This window comes from Virgibacillus ndiopensis (assembly GCF_900187325.1).
GTDB lineage: Bacteria > Bacillota > Bacilli > Bacillales > Amphibacillaceae > Virgibacillus_E > Virgibacillus_E ndiopensis.
In genome coordinates this window covers 973,466-992,116 of the sequence record NZ_FZMZ01000006.1, presented here as the reverse complement: position 1 = coordinate 992,116, position 18,651 = coordinate 973,466, and the positions used below count along the sequence as shown (strand labels likewise).

Below are 18,651 nucleotides of genomic sequence, written 5' to 3'. Positions count from 1 at the left end.
GTAAGTAATTGTTATTTATCATATAGATGAAATCTTTTGTTGTAAAGAATTCTTGTTTTGTATTGGATTGTAAATCAACCAGGACTTTAATACTACGTTAGCCACACTACATGATATTTCCAAAGCTATTATAAAGTAGTTGAAGTGGGAATAATGTGGTGCTTCATCGTTTTTGATAGTTATGCTGTTTTTTCACCCTTATCTTTCGGTGGCTCTTGGTTCTCGCTATTTTTCCCCCACCATGTTGCTAGAATTGGTCCGGAAATATTATGCCAAACACTGAAAATAGCACTAGGGACTGCTGCTATCGGTGAAAAGTGAGCAAGAGCCAATGTTGATCCAAGTCCTGAATTCTGCATCCCGACCTCAATGGATACTGCCTTCTGGTCACGGAAATCGAGTTTAAATCCTTTTGCCACCACGAACCCAAGCAGTAATCCAAGACCATTATGTAATACAACAACCCCAAATATTAACAGTCCATTCTTAACAATATTTTCTGTATTAACCGCTACCACTGCTGATGCAACAGCTACAATCCCAATAACCGAAATAAGCGGTAATGCAGCAACGCTTTTTTCAACTTGTTTACGAAATAACATACGGATTATGATGCCTAGAAAAATTGGAATCAAGACGATTTTTACAATGGATAAAAACATACTTCCAGCAGAAACAGGTAACCATTTGCTCGCCAAAAGCAACGTTAATGCCGGAGTTAGAATCGGTGCAAGTAACGTTGATACGGCAGTCACTGAAACGGATAGTGCCGTATTTCCTTTTGCCAAAAAGGTCATAACATTGGAAGCCGTGCCACCTGGGCAGCAGCCAACAAGAATAACACCTACTGCTATCTCAGGTGGAAGCTGAAACAATGTAGCAAGTCCATATGCAAGTATGGGCATTACAATGTACTGAGCTAAAACTGTAATGATCACACTTTTCGGTGCTTGGAAAACAGCCTTAAAATCGGTTGGAGAAAGTGTCAGCCCCATTCCAAACATAATAACTCCTAATAAAAGCGCGATATGTGGCGCAATCCATGTAAAGCCACCAGGAAAAAAGAAACTTAAAATACCGAATAGGATAACCCATAATGCAAATGTGTTTCCAGCAAAACTGCTAATCTTATCTAACGCCTTCAATATTCATCACCCCTTTAATTTTCTTTATTATAAATCAACTATTTAATATTTCAATACAATAATAATATTTAGATAATAATGCTTATATGGAACTCCTTATAATAAAACCTTACTAACTTCTATCATTCATAGAGCGTTTGAACTAAACAAAAATCAGCAAAAATGAGAAAAAATTCACAAAAAAAAGGTCGACATATGATATAATTTAAAGAAAAAAGCAATGAGGGATAAATATGTTGAAAGACTTCTTTATTGGTATGTCACAAAATAAACTTTTAAATAATATGGCCCAAAAATATGGCTTTAAACTTGGCGCTCAATCTGTTGTTGCCGGGACTAATATAGAAGAAATGATAGAGAGTGTTAAAGAACTCAATGCACATGGAATCTCTTGTACAATTGATAACTTAGGAGAATTTGTTTCGGATAACGAAGAAGCACTTGAGGCAAAAAGACAGATTCTAAATGTAATAGAGGCTATAAAAGAAAATGATATTGATGCACATATTTCCTTAAAACCAACCCAGCTCGGATTGGACATTGACTATGACTTCTGCTTAGACAATCTAAGAGAACTTGTTGCAAGAGCCAACGATTATAATATTTTCATAAACTTTGATATGGAAGATTACGGTCACCTGCACCCTTCCTTTAATCTTATTGATGAACTATCGAAGGATTACAGCAATATTGGTACAGTAATTCAGGCTTATTTTTTCGAGTCCGAAGAAAATATCCAAACGTATAAAGACTATCGTTTACGTCTTGTCAAAGGTGCATACAAAGAACCGGAAGCGATTGCATATCAAGATAAAAGAGAGATCGACCAAAACCTGATCAAATTAGTCGAATATCATCTATTAAATGGTAAGTATACATCCATTGCAACCCATGATCATCACATCATCAATCATGTTAAACGATTTGTAAAAGACAACAACATACCAAAAGAAAAATTTGAGTTTCAAATGTTGTACGGTTTCAGAAAAAATCTTCAGCTGGAACTAGCTAAAGAAGGCTACAACTTCTGCACCTATGTACCATTTGGACATGACTGGTATGGGTATTTCATGCGACGCCTTGCAGAACGCCCTCAAAACCTAAATCTGATGGTGAAGCAGGTATTTAACAAAAAAACCAACACACTGATTGGAATCGGAGCCGGCGCATTCTTGCTTGGAAGACTCAGCAAACGAAAAAATAAATAACTATTAGCAGCAAACTCCAACGTTGACCAAACATCAGCGGGACAGAGGGACAGACCCCTTGTCCCGCTACTTATGATATTGTCACAATTATGATTCCTGTAATCATTGTTGCGGCAGCAATTATCCGTCGCATTCCGAAACCTTCTGCAAGTAATTTCGTACCTATAATAGTTCCAATTAGAATACTTACTTCCCGAACAGGTGCTACATAGCTTACCGGGGCAAACGTCATAGCGGAAAGCACAAGTATATAGGCAAGTGGATTGAGAATTCCTACCCCAATTGCTTCTTTTCGATGATTTACCCAGTCACTTTTCACTTCCTCCCAATTCCGTAATGCCTTTGGAGTCAGAAATAGTAGCTGCCCAAGAAAAGTTCCATAGTTCAAGAGTAATGGCGGTATCAGTATAACCCCAACAGCTCCTTTGTCAAAAAGTGTGTATGCGGAAATAATCACACCAATTATGAGACCGTAAACAAGAGGCAACACTGTACTGGTTTTTCTAATCGCCTGAATGCCACCTGTAATTGCAAATACACTCCCGATAATAAGCAATATTCCGATAATTCCAATAATTGATAGGCTTTCATCAAAAATAAAAACAGCAGCAATGGCAACAATCATCGGACCAGTACCTCTAGCAACGGGGTATATCAAGGAAAAGTCTCCAATTTTGTAGCCCTTTTGTAATGTCAGCGAATATACCAAATGAATGATTGCACTTCCAACTATAAATCCGATTTCAACCCAACCTAAATGGATCGTAGTAATAATGAACATCGCTATGACAAAGGGTGCATAAACAATAATACTTACAGCTAAATAGAGCCAAACAAAAGCAAATCCACCTCCAGATCGCTTGGCAAGGTAATTCCAGGTTGCATGCATAAATGCAGATAAAATAATAAGCGAAAGCGCTAATAATGACATGAAAACGTCCTTTCTATATCAAATTCATTCATAATACCATAATTGTACACCAACACGGGACATGGGGACAGACCCCTTGTCCCCATCATTCATTAATAAAACAACCCCCCAACCGAATAGTATAAATAGAGATATTATTTAAAGGAGATGCGTACATTTGGCTGACTATTTAAGAAGCGCTGCATTTGAACATCAGTTCTGGCTGCAAGTATTGGGAGATCATGCTAGATTCATTCGTGATTCACTTTATCCATCTGAAAAGGAGGACATTGAAACCGCTACGTATTTTGTCCATCAGTTTGACCAGTTTCTTAACCAAGCAAGATCAATCAACGAAACCAATGCCATCTCAATTGCCGAGGGCGCAGCCAATGCAGTCGAACAACTAAAGGCATTCAAGTTATCCATCATTAAACGCCAATTGACCAGTAACTTCGGTATTCACCTCTCTCCAACCTTTTTAAATCACATGGTCAACGAACTGGAAGAATATCAACTTGTGTTAAGTTATCTTTTGAAAGGTGACGTTCCTCCAATATTTCATGAACTACACCATCACCTTTTGTGGCTGATGGATGCCTCAGGTCACGCTGGTGCAATAAATGATCGAATGGATGGTGTAGAAAAAAGGCTAAAGGAAAAAAGTCATAACTTTACAAAACACTTCGATCAATTTTATTTAAAAGCTGTAGAATTAACTGGTTACTTACGTGCAAATATCGAATCATTCCCCGCTTTATACAGATTCAATAGTAACGTTGAAATAGAAATGAAATTATTTAAAACCTTTTTAGGCGAGTTAGAAGAAATGGAGCTGAGCGATCAAGTATTAGGGACATTTTCTGCTTTAATGGCTGATCATATGGCACGTGAGGAATGCTATTACTTAATAAAACTCGCAGAATCATCTAATACAGCACCGCCGGATTGTGATCCTGCTAAACCGAGGGTTATGGATGCAACCTAGATGGAACAAAACTTTTTATAACAATAAAATAATAACACCCCCATTAAGCTAGCTTGAAGTACGAAAATTCTAATAGTACAAAATAACTATTAGGAATAAATAATCTGAGGTGCAAGTGTCAATGATGAAATTAAATGAAAATGAAATTAGGCTTCTGAGAACGATAATAGAAGAAAACAACTCGATTATTGAATTGGACAATAAGCACTATTATTTATCAGCTATTGAAATACATGAACCAAACACCCAAAATAAAACAACTAGTAAACTTGAGGAAAAAAAGCGCAACCTTTTAAATGAAGGTAAATTTTCAATTGACGATGTCGTTGAAATGATTGATCAAGGTGTGTTGTAAACAAAAAGAAGGATTGCCATCCAATAGGAGCGCAATCCTTCTTTAATATACTTAGCCGTGTGTCTACCCATGGCTAGGTAAACTTTTTAAATAAACTAACTGCTCTAATCAATCAACAGAGTCGCCTCGCATCATTTCTTCAAAACTCTTTAACTCTTCATCCTTTGGTTTAGCTGTACGTAATGAATCTTTTTTATGATTAACGTCCGATCTTAATCCAATTTGAACCCCTGTTGAATCTTTAATAATACCTTCTCTGATACCATCTAGATGCGGTGTAGCTTCAGATCCTATATTTTCATTTTCTCTCGGCATGAACATCAACTCCTTTATCTTATAATGAGATCAGTTCTAAAAAATATGCATGAAGTTGAAAGCTCTTTGACGAAATGTAGTATACTTTAATGGAAAATTATGAATGGGGTATGGTGAAGTAAAAAGTTATCACACGCCCCAACCAATCGACACTTCTCATCATGAAAACGATGTGTTTTATGATAAAATGCATTATATAAAAAATTCTAAGGGGAGAGATGTCTGTTGCCAATTAATATACCGAAAACATTACCTGCAGTAGAAGCATTAAAACAAGAAAATATTTTTGTAATGGATGAGGACCGGGCAAGAACCCAGGATATTCGTCCACTTAACATAATCATTTTAAATTTAATGCCTGAAAAGGAAAAGACTGAGTTACAGCTTTTAAGATTGTTAGGAAACACACCATTACAAGTCAACATAACGTTCCTGAGAATGACGACACATACAGCAAGAAATGTGAGTAAATCCCATTTAGAGACATTTTATACAACCTTTGAAAATATAAACGAGCGACGTTTTGATGGGATGATTATTACAGGTGCCCCTATTGAACATTTAGCATTTGAAGAGGTGAATTATTGGCAAGAGATGACGAAAATTATGGAATGGTCCAAACAAAACGTAACCTCTGTCCTGCACATTTGTTGGGGTGCTCAAGCTGCTTTATATTATCACTATGGAATTAACAAACAAGAATTGCCGGAGAAATGCTTTGGTGTATATAACCATCGTATAAAAGACCCAACAATAAAACTTTTCCATGGTTTTGATGATGTGTTTCATGCTCCACATTCGCGACATACAACGGTTTCTACAGAGAAAATTGAAAACAATCCACAGATATCATTAGTTTCAGCTTCAGAGGAGGGAGGAGCGTTTGTCATCATGTCTAACGATCGAAAGCATATTATGATTACTGGCCATTTAGAGTATGATGCTACAACGCTTGCAGAAGAATATCAGCGAGATCTTGATAAAGGATTAAACATATCTATGCCAAAAAACTATTTCCCAAATAACGATAAAACGAAACAGCCACCAAACACATGGCGTTCACATACACACCTACTCTTCTCCAATTGGCTTAATTATTACGTTTACCAACAAACACCTTTTGAATGGGATTAGCAGGACAGGGGTCAGGTTCATCGTCCCAGTGATGGTAGTGGTGGGACAAGGGGACAGACCCCCTGTCCCACTGCTATGCTGATAGTTTATTTTCCTCTGGTATTGGCTTTCCCCATACCTTGTTTAAAATATAAGTTAAACCAATAACGATTACTGCGCCGACAATAAGGGCCACAATTGCGGATCCTGTAATTCCCGCGATTAAAAATGAAATTAAACCACTGGCTCCGGCTAATACTGCATATGGAATCTGCGTGTTGACATGATCGATATGATCACTTGAAGAACCTGCAGATGATAGAATCGTTGTATCGGAAATTGGTGAACAATGGTCCCCAAATATCCCTCCACTAAACACTGCAGCAATTGTCATCGCCATTGAGATATCCATCGAAGCAGCAATAGGAATCGCAATTGGCATCATGATCGCAAAAGTTCCGTACGATGTACCAGTTGTGAATGCGATGATTGCTCCAATTATGAACAGCATCACTGGAATAAATGCAGGTGCCGAACTTGCTTCTGCAGCCTTAACAACAAATTCCGCAGTACCTAACTCAGATGTCACACTACCAATTGACCATGCTAACGCTAAAATAATATAAACGAGCGTCATACTCTTAATACCATTCACAATCATGTCCATTGCTTCTTTAAACTTAAATAGCTTTTGCTGCATTCCCATCGCAAGACCAACAACGGCAGCAGAAAATGCAGCAATTAATATTGACATTCCACCATCAGATTCCCCAATAGCTGTAATTAAATCATTTTCAGGAAAGCCACCGGTCCATAAGAACAACGGAGGTATCAAGCCCAGCAGTACAACTAAAGGAACAATCATATTTCTCATTTTAGGCGTATGCCCTTCCGCTAATTCAATATCGGTCATTGAATCGTCGGAAGGAGGCTGTGCGTCATCCCGAATCACTTTTCCAGTTGTTCTAGAACGATATTCCGCCTCTGCCATTGGTCCAAAATCCCATTTCTTAAAAACGATAATTCCAACTAGGAGTATCGCTAAAATAGCATAAAAATTGAAAGGTATAGTCGATAAATACGTAATATATTCCGATTTTTCTATGCCAAGCTTTCCAAATTCTACACCAATCAACCCCATAACAAATACTACCCAGGTTGACACAGGACCTAGCAAACACATTGGCGCAGAAGTTGAATCCACGATATATGCGAGTTTTTCCCGTGATACACGCATCTTGTCTGTAACCGAACGCATAACACTTCCAACAGTTAAAGCATTAAAATAGTCCTCAAAGAAAATAATGATTCCAAACAGCATTGTCGACCCTTGAGCACCCCTGTCTGTTTTAACCCTCCTAGAAATAGCATGGGCAATTGCATGAGCCCCTCATGTCTTTTGTAAAACAGTAATGAGTACACCAAAAATTCCACAGTAAATTAAAACGGTGGAACTCCATGGATCTCCAACATTAGGTAAAATAAATTCACTAAAACTAGCATAAAGTCCCATCAACGGATTCCAATCGTGTACCATTGTCGCACCAAGCCATACACCAGCAAATAGCGCAGGAATAACATTCCGGGTTATAATTGCCAAAACAATGGCAAGCACCGGTGGCAATAAAGAAAGTATCCCAAAATCCATAACGATTAACTCCTTTCATTTGTAGTTTTATCACACAATAAAGAATTTTCATTATATTATATTTCTACATAGACAAATGTATGTCCTGCTTTTGAGTGGGACAGGGGGTCAGGTTCCTTGTCCCACCATCCTGCCCTTACCGGGACACGGGGTCTGACCCCCTGTCCCACCTTTAACGGACCAACTGGTTTTATATGAAATTTTAACCAATGGTGGACCAGCAGCAGTTGTTAGTGAGGCATCTACCATAATGCTTGGTGCTATCGGAGGAACGCCTGCAATCTTAGCTGTAATTATTCTACTAATTACATCTGGAGATACAGCTTTTCGTAGTGCAAGGATGATTATTGCCGATTACTTTAACTTTTCACAAAAGAAGGTACTCAATCGCATTTGGATTGCACTTCCATTATTCATTATTTCAATTGCTTTAACACAAATTGATTTCACATTATGTGGCGACACTTCTCCAGGGCAAACCAATCAACCGCAGTAATCGCATTATTTATCGGAGCTATGTATTTATATATCGCAAAGAAAAATTATTGGGTGTCTCTGATTCCAGGTTCCTTTATGTTAATGCAACAACAACTTATATTTTAAACGCCAGTATCGGTTTTGGATTAGCATTAAGCACATCTTATATAGGAGCTGCCGTTATATGATTCTAATAGCTATTTTCTTTTATGCTGCTAATAATACACGTACGAAGAAAATTTCACTCGAAGAAGATGTATCGAAATGGAGTAAAACTGCATAGTGGTTATATATGTGAAAGCCGTCCTTTATCTTTGATATGGGACGGCTTTTGTTGATCGTGGGACAGGGGGTCAGGTCCCTCGTCCCGGTGTTGGTAGTGGGACAAGGGGTCTGACCCCCTGTCCCGCAGTTAAGCAATATTTCGATTACGCTCAATGGCGTCCAGTCGTTTATTGTTCGTAGCGATTACATAAATAACAATCGCCCAAATAATGACAGCAATTATCGATCCTATATTAAGTATTCCTTTATCCGCGGTCCACATGATCGAGTAACCGATAGAGCCTAGTAACAATGCATAATAGAAAAACGGCACAAGCGTTTTTCGAATAACATGCCCTTCTTTCCCTACAAGTCCAACTACAGCTGATGCAGCAACCACATTATGGACACAAATCATATTTCCGGCAGCACCACCAACTGCTTGAAGTGCAACCATCCACGCCGGGTCACCTCCGATATTCTCACCAACCCCGAATTGGAAAAGTGAGAACATCATGTTACTAACGGTGTTACTACCAGCTACAAATGCCCCGAGACCCCCAATAAAGGTTGCAAAAATCGGATACACAGACCCCGCAAGATCTGCAACGCCCTCTGCTAATACAAGTGGCATTTTATCAAAACCTGCTGCACCACCACCTGAGTTAAGAAATACTTGGACCATCGGAACAGTAAAGATAAGAGCAGAACCTGCAGCAATCATTGTTTTACCGGAGTCTCTCCAAGCCCTAGCAAACTCCTGCCCTTTCATCCCATGCATATAATACGTCATTACCGAAACGACGATAAAAATAAAGCCTGGTGAAAAAAGAATTTCCCAGCTAGATGAGATATCCGATCCAAAAATAGTTGGAATTGTAATTTTTACAGATTTTAGCCAGTCACCAACTACCGTTAACCTTGAAATTAATAATAGGACGGCAATTAAAACGTATGGAGCCCAAGCGCGCCACATACTAATTTTACCTGCATAGATATCACTTTGCTTAAGTTCAACTCGACCAGTCCAAGTTGGATCCCAGCGATCTTTTGCCTCAAAGTCCCAAATTTCATCTTCTTTAGGCATAAGAAACCCTTTTTTAGCAGCAGGAATAACAATGGCCAATCCAATTAGGCCACCAATCATGGAAGGAAATTCAGGTCCTAACAAATTTGCTACAATCAGGTACGGTATTGTCATTGCCAGGGAGGCAAAAATCGTAAATTTCCAGACCTTTAAGCCTTCACTGAACGATTTGTTTTTCCCAAAAAACCGCGTTAATATAGCGACTAAAAATAATGGGATTAAAAGCCCCGCAATTGAATGAAGCAAGGCGACTTTTCCAGCCACCCCGAATACAAAATCTGAAACATCTGTAATTTGGGTGAGTGGTTCAACTCCTGTACCTACCCCCACAATCATTGGCGTTCCAACAGCTCCAAATGATACAGGTGTACTTTGAATAACCATGCCGGAAACAACAGCTGCCATCGCTGGAAACCCGAGCCCAACTAACAACGGTACGGCAACCGCTGCCGGTGTACCAAACCCTGCTGATCCTTCAATAAATGAACCGAAAAGCCAGGCAATGATAATGACTTGAATACGGCGGTCTGGCGTAATATCTGTAAAACCGCGACGAATGGTGTGAAGACCACCACTTTCCTGAAGTGTGTTCAAGAGTAAAATCGCACCAAAAATAATGAATAAAAGTGTAATAGCAACGATAAGACCATGAACAGATGCAGCAGCGACTTTCGGAAATGCCACATCCCATACGAATAGTGCCAATAAAACAGCGACGACATAGGAAAGCGGCATTGCTTTACTTGCTGGCCATTTAAGTCCGACTAGAAAAACAGCAACAACAATCACAGGAAGTAAGGCCAGAATAGCTAATGTTCCAGTACCCATTTGTTTAATTCCTCCTCATAAAATGATTTATATGGAACAACATCAAATTCCGTTCTATTCGTGACAAACTACGAGATTTGATCTTGTTATTTTACAATATTAGCCTTCTCTTCCTTTTGTTGTGTTTAAAAATCAGCCTTGTTCTACAGGATTACGAAGCTCACCGATTTCGGCAATTTTACATACAATTTCGTCTCCATTTTTCATCATTTCAGCACCAAGCGGACTTCCAGTTAAAATCACATCGCCAGGTTCCAGAGTCATTACGGTGGAAAGATAAGCAATCATCTTTCTTAGTGAAAAAATCATAAGTGATGTTGCACTATCTTGCTTCTTGTTACCGTTTAAATAAGCTTCAACCGTGATTTTGTCTGGATTAAGGTTTGTCTCGATGCATGGCCCAAGTGGTGTAAACGTGTCAAATGACTTGCCAATCGTCCAATGACCCGCTTCATGGAAAAATTGTGGAGCAGTAACATCATTGGCGACGGTATAGCCAAAAATGTAATCTGTTACCACTTCCTCAGAAATATTGCTGGCACGTTTACCAATTATTGCAGCAAGCTCTGATTCGAATTTGACTTCCTCTATTTTATTTGGGATAACGATTGGTGTCCCGCTTCCAATAACAGAGGAAACCGGTTTATAAAAAAACACAGGCATATCAGGCAATATAGAAGGTAAGTCATCTGTTTCCCCCACATAATTCGCACCGATGCCAATCACATGCCTAGGTGTAAGCGGTTCCAATAAATCGATATCATCCAACCTATATATTATTTTTGTATGTTTCCAATCGGAAAATATGTCCCCTTCAATTTGTTGAATACCATTATCTGTCACAATCCCCTGCAATATTTCTCTATCACTTCGTTTTCTAAATCTAGCAAATTTCATAATTTCCACTCCTCACTGGGACAGAGGGTCAGTCCCCTCGTCCCATAGCATTGACTGGGACAGTGGACCTGTCCCCTTGTCCCGCTTGCTTGATTTCGACACATTGGCCGGGTTGCGGGAATAATTTTCCTGGGTTTAGTAGGTCTTCTGGATTGAATACTGCACGTATATTCGTTTGTGCGGTCATTTCTGCATCACTAAATATAAATCGCATTTCCGCTGACTTTTCAATTCCAACACCATGTTCGCCAGTTATGGAACCGCCGACATCGGCACATACCTTTAAGCATTCCGAACCTGCTTTTGCGGCACGTTCACTTTGCCCTGGAATACTTGCATCGAACAATATTAACGGATGTAGATTCCCATCACCTGCATGAAAAATATTCGCAATTCGAAGCTCATACTTTTTACTAATTTCAGCAATTTTGCCGAGGACCTCCGGCAATCGTGTTCTAGGAATAACACCATCCTGAACAAGGTAGTCAGGAGAGATTGCCCCCATTGCCCCAAAGCCCATCTTACGGTTTGCCCACCACAGTCCACGCTCTGCTTCGTCCTTTGCCACTTTTACTTCTCGTACATTATTATGCTTACATACAGTAAGAATTTCATCGATTTGATCGTCGATTCCGGCCGCAATCCCATCCACCTCTATCAGCAGAAAAGCAGCAATGTCCCTCGGATGCCCGACTGGATAGGCGGCAGATTCGACACCTTCAATGGCTATGGAATCCATCATTTCTAGTGCTGCTGGAATAATACCAGCTGCTATAATCTCTGAAACTGCTTGACTAGCATCATTTATATCATCATAATACGCGAGAACGGTTTTCTTACCTTCAGGATTTTTTAAAACTTTTACAGTAATTTTGGTAACAATGCCAAGCGTTCCTTCTGAGCCAGTTAAGAGTCCTAGCAAATCATACCCTGGCTGATCAGGAATCCCTTCTTCTCCGATTTCGATGACTTCTCCATTAGGAAGAACAACTTCAAGCCCCAAAATGTGGTTTGTCGTTACACCGTATTTCAAACAATGCGCCCCACCTGAGTTTTCCGCAACATTTCCACCAATTGTACATGCATATTGGCTGGAAGGGTCTGGTGCGTAATAGTACCCCTTATCTGAAATCGATTGGGTCAGCTTCAGGTTAATAAACCCAGGCTCAACCACTGCCTTTCTATTTTCCAAATCGAGATGAAGCATTCGTTTCATTCGAACCAGACTAATGATGACCTCGCCTCCGAGTGGCGTTGCTCCTCCGCTTAAACCTGTTCCTGCTCCGCGTGCAATGTAAGGAATCTTTTCCTCGTTTAAACATCTGACAACGGCAGAAACGTGCTCCGTACTCTTTACAAACACAACCGCTTTTGGCATTCCTTTTGACATCGTATAGCCGTCACACTCATAGGAAATGAGATCTTCTTTTAAATAAAACACTTCACGTTCGCCAACAATGTTCATTAATCGCTGCACAACAGCATCTGGTTTCTCTCTTCTGTGCTTTTTACGATTCAAACACGTCACCTCCTTACGATTCTACTGGTTTTCCTAGTTTTTCTTTATCCTTTTCGTAAGCCCAATCAAGTAGCTGGACGGTATGCACAACCTTTTCACTTCTTCCGTGTTTTTGCACACCCATTGCAATTTGCAGCATGCAGCCTGGGTTACCCATCGAAATCATTTCCACATCCTTAGGAATGTCATCCATTTTTCGATCGAGGAGTGCTCCAGCCATCTCAGGATGTGTGAGATTATAGATTCCTGCACTTCCACAGCATCTGTCCGCATCAGGTAAATCGACCATTTCCACACCTGGAATTTCTTTTAAAAGCTGACGGGGTTCAAAACGTACTCCTTGCCCGTGAGCTAAATGGCAAGCGTCATGGTACGTAATTTTAGTTTTAACTTCTGTTTTTGGACGATCAAAGTCATTGTCATACAAAAACTTGGATACATCCTCAATTTTTGCTGAAAATTCCTCTGCTAATGGGAGCATTTCTGGATCATTTCGGAAAAGCTCATCATATTCCTTGAGCGCACAACCGCAGCCCGCAGCATTTACAAGTATTTTATCGTAATCTTTAAAAGCCTCTATATTCTGTTTCGCTAGTTTTTTTCCTGTTTCTCTATCACCTGCGTGAACGTGAAGTGCACCACAACAACCCTGCTGCTTCGGTAACCCCACTTCAAATCCATTATGTGTCAGAACGCGAATGGTCGCTTCGTTAACGTCACTGAACATAACGTCCATGATACAGCCCGTCAGTATACCTACCCGTTGCTTTGTCTCACCTTCAGCTGGAACAACTTCCGGATATCTTCCTAATACGGGTTTTCCGACTTCTGGGAGAATTGATTCCATATCCTTCAAATGTGTTGGCATGATATTCAATAGGCCTGTTTTTCGTGCGATACGCTGTATTCCGCTCTTTTGGTAAAACCGCATCAATCCTCCGAGTGTTTTCATCCGTTTTAGATTCGGGAAAATTCCCCTCAGTAATGTTTTGTTTAGGACTCCTGCAAAACCTGTTAAAGGCATCGCCTGGCGAATTTGACCACGTGCTTCCTCGATAAGGCCACCGACCTGAACATCTGCAGGACATGCCGTTTCACACGCCCTGCAATCAAGGCAATCAAATACAGGTTTAGAAAATGCTTCATTGACATCGATTTTGCCTTCCGCAACGGATTTAATTAAATAAACACGACCTCTTGGTGAATGCTGCTCCTGACCTGTTTCTTGATACGTTGGACATGCTTCTAGACACATGCCACAGTGAACACAATCAGCCCATTTCGTAGCATCTGGAAGATCATCCCAAAGAAAGTTTCCTAGCGTCTTCGTTTGACAGGGTGTATCATTTTTTCCTGCATTCAACATAGTTACCAGTCTATTTTCCTCCGCACTCATGTTATATACCTCCCACAAAACGGTTGCGATTCAAGATATTCTTTGGGTCATTTGTTCGTTTGATGCCTTCCAGTAAAGCAAAGTACCCCGGCTTTTCACCCCAAACGCCAACCGCCTCTCTTAGGATAAACGGCAAATGGGTACAAACAACATACCCACTTTTTTCTTTTACCTTATCCCTAAGTGCTCTCGTATAGGAAACAATATCTTCCGGTAGCCCTTTCACATAAATTCTTGAAATCCCATGACCTATACCGCCGTGCGCCTCTACTGCAACATGATGTTCCGCAGCCAGATTGTCAGCTGCTACCATGTTAACCAAAACATCTAAATTATTGCTACCAACTTTTAAAGCTGCTTGGGTGTCTGCCTCACTTTCGGTGTCATGATAGCCGTTAGGTCCAAAATGACGGAATTTCTCCCACCATTGTCTTGCATCTTCCTCGTGTAATACGACATGCTCCCCGCCAAACGGTAAATGTGTCTCCACCCAATTCTCCTGATCGAGGACAGCTTTTTCTCTATCCTCAAATGAAATTGCGAGCGTATCTTGCCTATTGCCAGTCATTTTTTCAGCAATTGATGGGTTTAAAATTTCAAGCGAGACCGGTTCCGCCATTGAATCGAGAATTTTTATAGAAAATTCTCGAATATCTTGTTCCTTTCCTATTGGGAATTGCAATAGAGACAGCCCCTCATATTTCGGAAGCGGGCGTAATTTAATTGTGATTTCGCTAATGATGCCAAGTGTTCCCATCGAACCGATGAAAAGCTTATTCATATCGTAGCCAGCCACGTTTTTTACCACTTTACCGCCTGTACGAACTACATTTCCATCTGGATATACAATTCTAGTGCCGATAACCAAATCCCTTGCAGATCCATAAAGCAATCGTTTCGGCCCGCTATCGTTCGCTGCAATAATGCCACCAATCGTTGCCAACTCCGGCCAGGAAGCGTCAAGTGCAACACGCTGTCCATGCTTATGCAATTCATCTGTGATTTCCTTTAATGTTGTCCCAGGTTTCACCGTCATTGTCAGGTCACCAACTGAATGCTCCACAATGCCTTTGTAGTTTGCAAGTGACAATAAAATGTCCGCTCGTTCATTTTCCCCACCAAAGCCACGCTTTGTTCCTCCCGAGATAACATTGACCGTCTTATTATGGCTATAAGCAAATGCAAGAACCTTCGAAATATCTTCCTCGGAATTCGCCTCTATAAGTTGTAATCCACCATTTCCAAGTGGATGCCTTAATTCATCATTAATCCTAATTTGCTCTTTAGGCAAAATCCCATCTAAATAAGAAGCAATCACACTACGTACCTCCTTTGGACTGGGACAGGGGGGACAGGTCCCTTGTCCCAGATTATGCTTATGGTTTAATCGCTTGAATTCTGCAAATGGTGATGCAGCAGTTTTTCAACATACGTAAGATGACTTAACATCGCTTCACGAGCTTTTACTGGGGCGCTTTCTTTGATAGCATTGTATATTGCGACATGTTGCCCTATCACCGCAGATGACACGTTTTCATCTGATAAAATGATACGATGAGTATCCATAATTCCTTTTTTCATCGTTGTTGATACCGCTTCCATTAGATCAATTAACAATTGGTTACCACTAGCTTCTGCGATCACTTGGTGAAAATGGTAATCTGCTTCCCAGCCTTTTAACGTTGTAGCCATTAACATTTCATCCAACGCTCGTTTCATAAAGTCTATTTGGCTTACAGAAGCATGAATAGCAGCCATTTCAACAATACCAGCCTCTAAAATTTTGCGAACCTGGTATAGTTCGTTAATATCACTTTTTCTAATAAGCAATACTTCAGGAAGAAGCTGATTTGTATTAGTAGGAAGGACAAAGGTTCCTTCGCCATGCTTCACCTCAACTAGCCCTTTCCCTTTTAACGTTGTTAACGCATCACGTACTGCGGAGCGTCCAACTTCAAACATGTCACATAATTCTCTAACCGAAGGAAGCTTCTCATCAGGTTGAACCTTACCAGAACAAATCCATCCTTCTATCTGTTCCACAACAATTTCAGATACCTTTTTTCTCGATACTTTCTCAACTTGGAGCACTTAAATACCCCCTTTTTTGCACAGTAGAAACGTTGTCTGCTGATCACATATCGGATAAGACAATTTTTATTTAAGCAGTGTACGATAACAAAGTCAAGAAAATATTTCAAATAATCCAAAAACTAACAAAACAGGATTCCCCTCTCCCTTTTCCGACAAAAAGTAGCGGGACAAGGGGTCTGACCCTCTGTCCCTTATTAATTTTTCACATGGTTCTTTTCTTTTGCTTCGAGTCGTCGTTGGTGAAGGATTGGTTCTGTATAGCCGCTTGGCTGGTCTTTTCCTTTAAAAACTAGATCGTACGCCGCTTGGAAAGCGACTGAATTATCGAAGTCAGGTGCCATTGGACGATAATTTTCATCTTCAGCATTTTGCCCGTCAACAACGGCTGCCATGCGCTTCAACGTGTCTACCATTTGTTCTTCTGTACAAATATCATGGTGAAGCCAGTTTGCAAGCATTTGACTAGAGATACGCAATGTTGCACGGTCTTCCATAAGTGCTACATTGTTAATATCCGGTACTTTAGAACAGCCGACACCTTGCTCGACCCAACGAACAACATAACCAAGCAATGTCTGTGCACTGTTATCCAGTTCCTCTTGAATTTCTTCAGCTGACCAATCCGTGTTTTCTGCAACGGGAATCTGTAAAATTTCATGACGATAATCATTTTCTTCTTTCGCAAGTGATTCTTGCACTTTTTTCACATCAATTTGATGGTAATGAAGCGCGTGTAATGTTGCTGCTGTTGGTGACGGAACCCAAGCAGTGTTCCCTCCTGCATGTAAATGACCGCTCTTTTGTTCAAGCATATCAGCCATCAAATCAGGCATTGCCCACATACCTTTGCCAATCTGTGCTTTGCCCAAAAGACCTGTATCCAAGCCGACACGCACATTATTTTTCTCGTAACCATCAAGCCAGGTAGAGGCTTTCATTTCACCTTTACGAATCATGGGGCCTGCTTCCATTGACGTATGAATTTCATCACCTGTCCGATCTAGGAATCCGGTGTTAATGAACACGATTCTCGCTTTAACTTTATTCATACAATTTTTCAAATTCAGGCTGGTGCGCCGTTCTTCATCCATCACACCAATCTTAAGTGTATTGCGTTTCATATCGAGCATATCTTCTATGCGATCAAACAATTCATTAGCAAAAGCAGCTTCTTTTGAACCGTGCATTTTTGGCTTAACAATATAAACGGACCCCTGCTCAGAATTTTGGTATCGTCCGTTTCCTAAAAGGTCGTGCTTAGCCATTAAGCTTGTAAACACACCATCCATTATTCCTTCAGGGATTTCTTGCCCGTCTGCATCGAGAATCGCATTGTTTGTCATCAGGTGACCAACGTTACGGATAAACATAAGCACACGACCAGATAGTGTGACTTCTCCACCATTAGCCCCTGAATACGTTCGATCAGGGTTTAATCTACGTGTTATTTCTTTTCCAGTTTTGGTGAATACAGACGTTAAATCACCTTTGTTCAGACCAAGCCAATTACGGTAAACGAGTGTTTTGTCCTCCGCATCTACAGCAGCAACAGAATCTTCACAGTCCATAATAGTTGTGGTAGCGGACTCTAAGTAAACATCTTTCACACCCGCTTCGTCTGTTTTTCCAATCGGATGATTTCGATCGATTTGAATGTCGACATGTAAACCGTTATGTTTCAATAAGACAGCTGTAGGTGAATCGGCATCCCCTTGATACCCAACAAGTTGAGAAGGATCGTTAAGCTCCGTGGTCGTGTTGTTTTTGCGTGTTACTGCTAATTTCCCATCGATAATTGCATATTTTGTTGCTTCTGTATGCGATGCTTCTTTTAATGGTACATTTTTATCAAGGAAGTCTTTGGCGTAAGCAATAACTTTGTCACCGCGGTCAGGGTTGTAGGTGTCTTTTTTCTCAGCACCACCTTCTTCACTTATTACATCTGTTCCATAAAGTGCATCATAAAGTGATCCCCAGCGTGCGTTAGCAGCATTAATCGCATAGCGCGCATTGTCAATTGGCACTACAAGCTGTGGTCCCGCTTGCATGGTAATCACATCATCGACATTCTCGGTCGTAATAGTAAAATCCTCTACCTGAGGCTCCAGATAGCCGATTTCCTCTAAAAATGCTTTGTACGCCTCAAAATCAAATGCCTCGTTTTCCTTATGCCACGCGTCAATTTGGTTTTGAAGTTTGTCTCGTTCGACTAGCAATGCTTTGTTTTTAGGAGCCAAATCAGTGACAAGCTTACTAAAATCATTCCAAAATTTCTCACGATCAAGGCCAGTACCCGGAAGCGCTTCTGAATTTACAAAGTCGTACAGCTCTTTTGCAATTTGAAGATTGTCTGTTTTTACGTAATCTGCCATCTATAAATCCTCCTTTTCCATCTATCTACTATTCT

At 40.4% G+C, this 18,651-nt stretch carries 16 protein-coding genes and 1 pseudogene; 5 read left to right on the top strand and 12 right to left on the bottom strand.

What is annotated here, in order from left to right; all coding sequences use genetic code 11:
* Positions 1-179: 179 nt before the first annotated feature.
* Positions 180-1,145 carry a bile acid:sodium symporter family protein gene (locus tag CS937_RS17205; RefSeq protein WP_099159698.1) on the bottom strand — a complete coding sequence of 322 codons (966 nt, stop codon included), beginning with the start codon at positions 1,143-1,145 and terminating at the stop codon, positions 180-182.
* A gap of 233 nt (positions 1,146-1,378) precedes the next feature.
* Here CS937_RS17205 and CS937_RS17200 point away from each other — a divergent pair, with 233 nt between their 5' ends.
* Complete coding sequence (locus tag CS937_RS17200) at positions 1,379-2,353, top strand: proline dehydrogenase family protein (protein WP_099159697.1); 975 nt, start codon at positions 1,379-1,381, stop codon at positions 2,351-2,353.
* Positions 2,354-2,423: 70 nt separating this feature from the next.
* On the opposite strand, the gene CS937_RS17195 is transcribed toward CS937_RS17200, so the two are convergent.
* Positions 2,424-3,284 (bottom strand): EamA family transporter, encoded by an 861-nt coding sequence (locus CS937_RS17195; RefSeq protein WP_099159696.1) that lies wholly within the window; start codon positions 3,282-3,284, stop codon positions 2,424-2,426.
* Between the two features lie 157 nt (positions 3,285-3,441).
* Here CS937_RS17195 and CS937_RS17190 point away from each other — a divergent pair, with 157 nt between their 5' ends.
* Both CS937_RS17190 and CS937_RS17185 read left to right on the top strand, forming a co-directional pair.
* Complete coding sequence (locus tag CS937_RS17190) at positions 3,442-4,251, top strand: DUF2935 domain-containing protein (RefSeq protein WP_099159695.1); 810 nt, start codon at positions 3,442-3,444, stop codon at positions 4,249-4,251.
* A 121-nt stretch (positions 4,252-4,372) separates the two neighbouring features.
* Positions 4,373-4,606 carry a hypothetical protein gene (locus tag CS937_RS17185; RefSeq protein WP_099159694.1) on the top strand — a complete coding sequence of 78 codons (234 nt, stop codon included), beginning with the start codon at positions 4,373-4,375 and terminating at the stop codon, positions 4,604-4,606.
* Between the two features lie 108 nt (positions 4,607-4,714).
* Here CS937_RS17185 and CS937_RS17180 read toward each other — a convergent pair whose 3' ends face one another.
* A complete protein-coding gene (locus CS937_RS17180; protein WP_099159693.1) occupies positions 4,715-4,921 on the bottom strand; it encodes a hypothetical protein in 207 nt (68 codons plus the stop codon).
* 225 nt (positions 4,922-5,146) lie between these two features.
* Here CS937_RS17180 and metA point away from each other — a divergent pair, with 225 nt between their 5' ends.
* A complete protein-coding gene (gene metA, locus CS937_RS17175; protein ID WP_099159692.1) occupies positions 5,147-6,055 on the top strand; it encodes a homoserine O-acetyltransferase MetA in 909 nt (302 codons plus the stop codon).
* Positions 6,056-6,128: 73 nt separating this feature from the next.
* On the opposite strand, the gene CS937_RS17170 is transcribed toward metA, so the two are convergent.
* Positions 6,129-7,355: a Na+/H+ antiporter NhaC family protein gene (locus CS937_RS17170; protein WP_218012846.1), complete on the bottom strand. Its 1,227-nt coding sequence runs from the start codon at positions 7,353-7,355 to the stop codon at positions 6,129-6,131.
* 69 nt (positions 7,356-7,424) lie between these two features.
* Positions 7,425-7,682: a hypothetical protein gene (locus tag CS937_RS19615; RefSeq protein ID WP_218012845.1), complete on the bottom strand. Its 258-nt coding sequence runs from the start codon at positions 7,680-7,682 to the stop codon at positions 7,425-7,427.
* A gap of 190 nt (positions 7,683-7,872) precedes the next feature.
* On the opposite strand from CS937_RS19615, the pseudogene CS937_RS17165 reads away from it, so the two are divergent.
* Positions 7,873-8,442, top strand: a pseudogene (locus tag CS937_RS17165) (carbon starvation CstA family protein); the annotation flags it as partial.
* 129 nt (positions 8,443-8,571) lie between these two features.
* Here CS937_RS17165 and CS937_RS17160 read toward each other — a convergent pair.
* From CS937_RS17160 to CS937_RS17130, 7 genes are all read right to left on the bottom strand, one after another.
* Positions 8,572-10,338, bottom strand: a complete 1,767-nt coding sequence (locus CS937_RS17160; protein ID WP_099159691.1) for an L-lactate permease — start codon at positions 10,336-10,338, stop codon at positions 8,572-8,574.
* A 132-nt stretch (positions 10,339-10,470) separates the two neighbouring features.
* Positions 10,471-11,235 carry a fumarylacetoacetate hydrolase family protein gene (locus CS937_RS17155; protein ID WP_099159690.1) on the bottom strand — a complete coding sequence of 255 codons (765 nt, stop codon included), beginning with the start codon at positions 11,233-11,235 and terminating at the stop codon, positions 10,471-10,473.
* Positions 11,236-11,263: 28 nt separating this feature from the next.
* Positions 11,264-12,700: an FAD-linked oxidase C-terminal domain-containing protein gene (locus CS937_RS17150; RefSeq protein ID WP_099160100.1), complete on the bottom strand. Its 1,437-nt coding sequence runs from the start codon at positions 12,698-12,700 to the stop codon at positions 11,264-11,266.
* Between the two features lie 67 nt (positions 12,701-12,767).
* Positions 12,768-14,150 (bottom strand): (Fe-S)-binding protein, encoded by a 1,383-nt coding sequence (locus tag CS937_RS17145; RefSeq protein ID WP_425445477.1) that lies wholly within the window; start codon positions 14,148-14,150, stop codon positions 12,768-12,770.
* Between the two features lies 1 nt (position 14,151).
* Positions 14,152-15,468 (bottom strand): FAD-binding oxidoreductase, encoded by a 1,317-nt coding sequence (locus CS937_RS17140; protein WP_099159689.1) that lies wholly within the window; start codon positions 15,466-15,468, stop codon positions 14,152-14,154.
* Positions 15,469-15,533: 65 nt separating this feature from the next.
* Positions 15,534-16,241, bottom strand: coding sequence for a FadR/GntR family transcriptional regulator (locus tag CS937_RS17135; RefSeq protein WP_099159688.1), 708 nt, complete (start codon positions 16,239-16,241; stop codon positions 15,534-15,536).
* A 197-nt stretch (positions 16,242-16,438) separates the two neighbouring features.
* Positions 16,439-18,616, bottom strand: coding sequence for a malate synthase G (locus CS937_RS17130; RefSeq protein WP_099159687.1), 2,178 nt, complete (start codon positions 18,614-18,616; stop codon positions 16,439-16,441).
* Positions 18,617-18,651: the final 35 nt, after the last annotated feature.

Bases quoted from the DNA above. Each gene is read 5' to 3' on its own strand.
- CS937_RS17200 (WP_099159697.1), top strand. From the start codon at position 1,379: ATGTTGAAAGACTTCTTTATTGGTATGTCACAAAATAAACTTTTAAAT.
- CS937_RS17195 (WP_099159696.1), bottom strand. From the start codon at position 3,284: ATGTCATTATTAGCGCTTTCGCTTATTATTTTATCTGCATTTATGCAT.
- CS937_RS17185 (WP_099159694.1), top strand. From the start codon at position 4,373: ATGATGAAATTAAATGAAAATGAAATTAGGCTTCTGAGAACGATAATA.
- CS937_RS17180 (WP_099159693.1), bottom strand. From the start codon at position 4,921: ATGCCGAGAGAAAATGAAAATATAGGATCTGAAGCTACACCGCATCTA.
- CS937_RS17170 (WP_218012846.1), bottom strand. From the start codon at position 7,355: ATGCTGTTTGGAATCATTATTTTCTTTGAGGACTATTTTAATGCTTTA.
- CS937_RS19615 (WP_218012845.1), bottom strand. From the start codon at position 7,682: ATGGATTTTGGGATACTTTCTTTATTGCCACCGGTGCTTGCCATTGTT.
- CS937_RS17160 (WP_099159691.1), bottom strand. From the start codon at position 10,338: ATGGGTACTGGAACATTAGCTATTCTGGCCTTACTTCCTGTGATTGTT.
- CS937_RS17155 (WP_099159690.1), bottom strand. From the start codon at position 11,235: ATGAAATTTGCTAGATTTAGAAAACGAAGTGATAGAGAAATATTGCAG.
- CS937_RS17150 (WP_099160100.1), bottom strand. From the start codon at position 12,700: ATGAACATTGTTGGCGAACGTGAAGTGTTTTATTTAAAAGAAGATCTC.
- CS937_RS17145 (WP_425445477.1), bottom strand. From the start codon at position 14,150: ATGAGTGCGGAGGAAAATAGACTGGTAACTATGTTGAATGCAGGAAAA.
- CS937_RS17130 (WP_099159687.1), bottom strand. From the start codon at position 18,616: ATGGCAGATTACGTAAAAACAGACAATCTTCAAATTGCAAAAGAGCTG.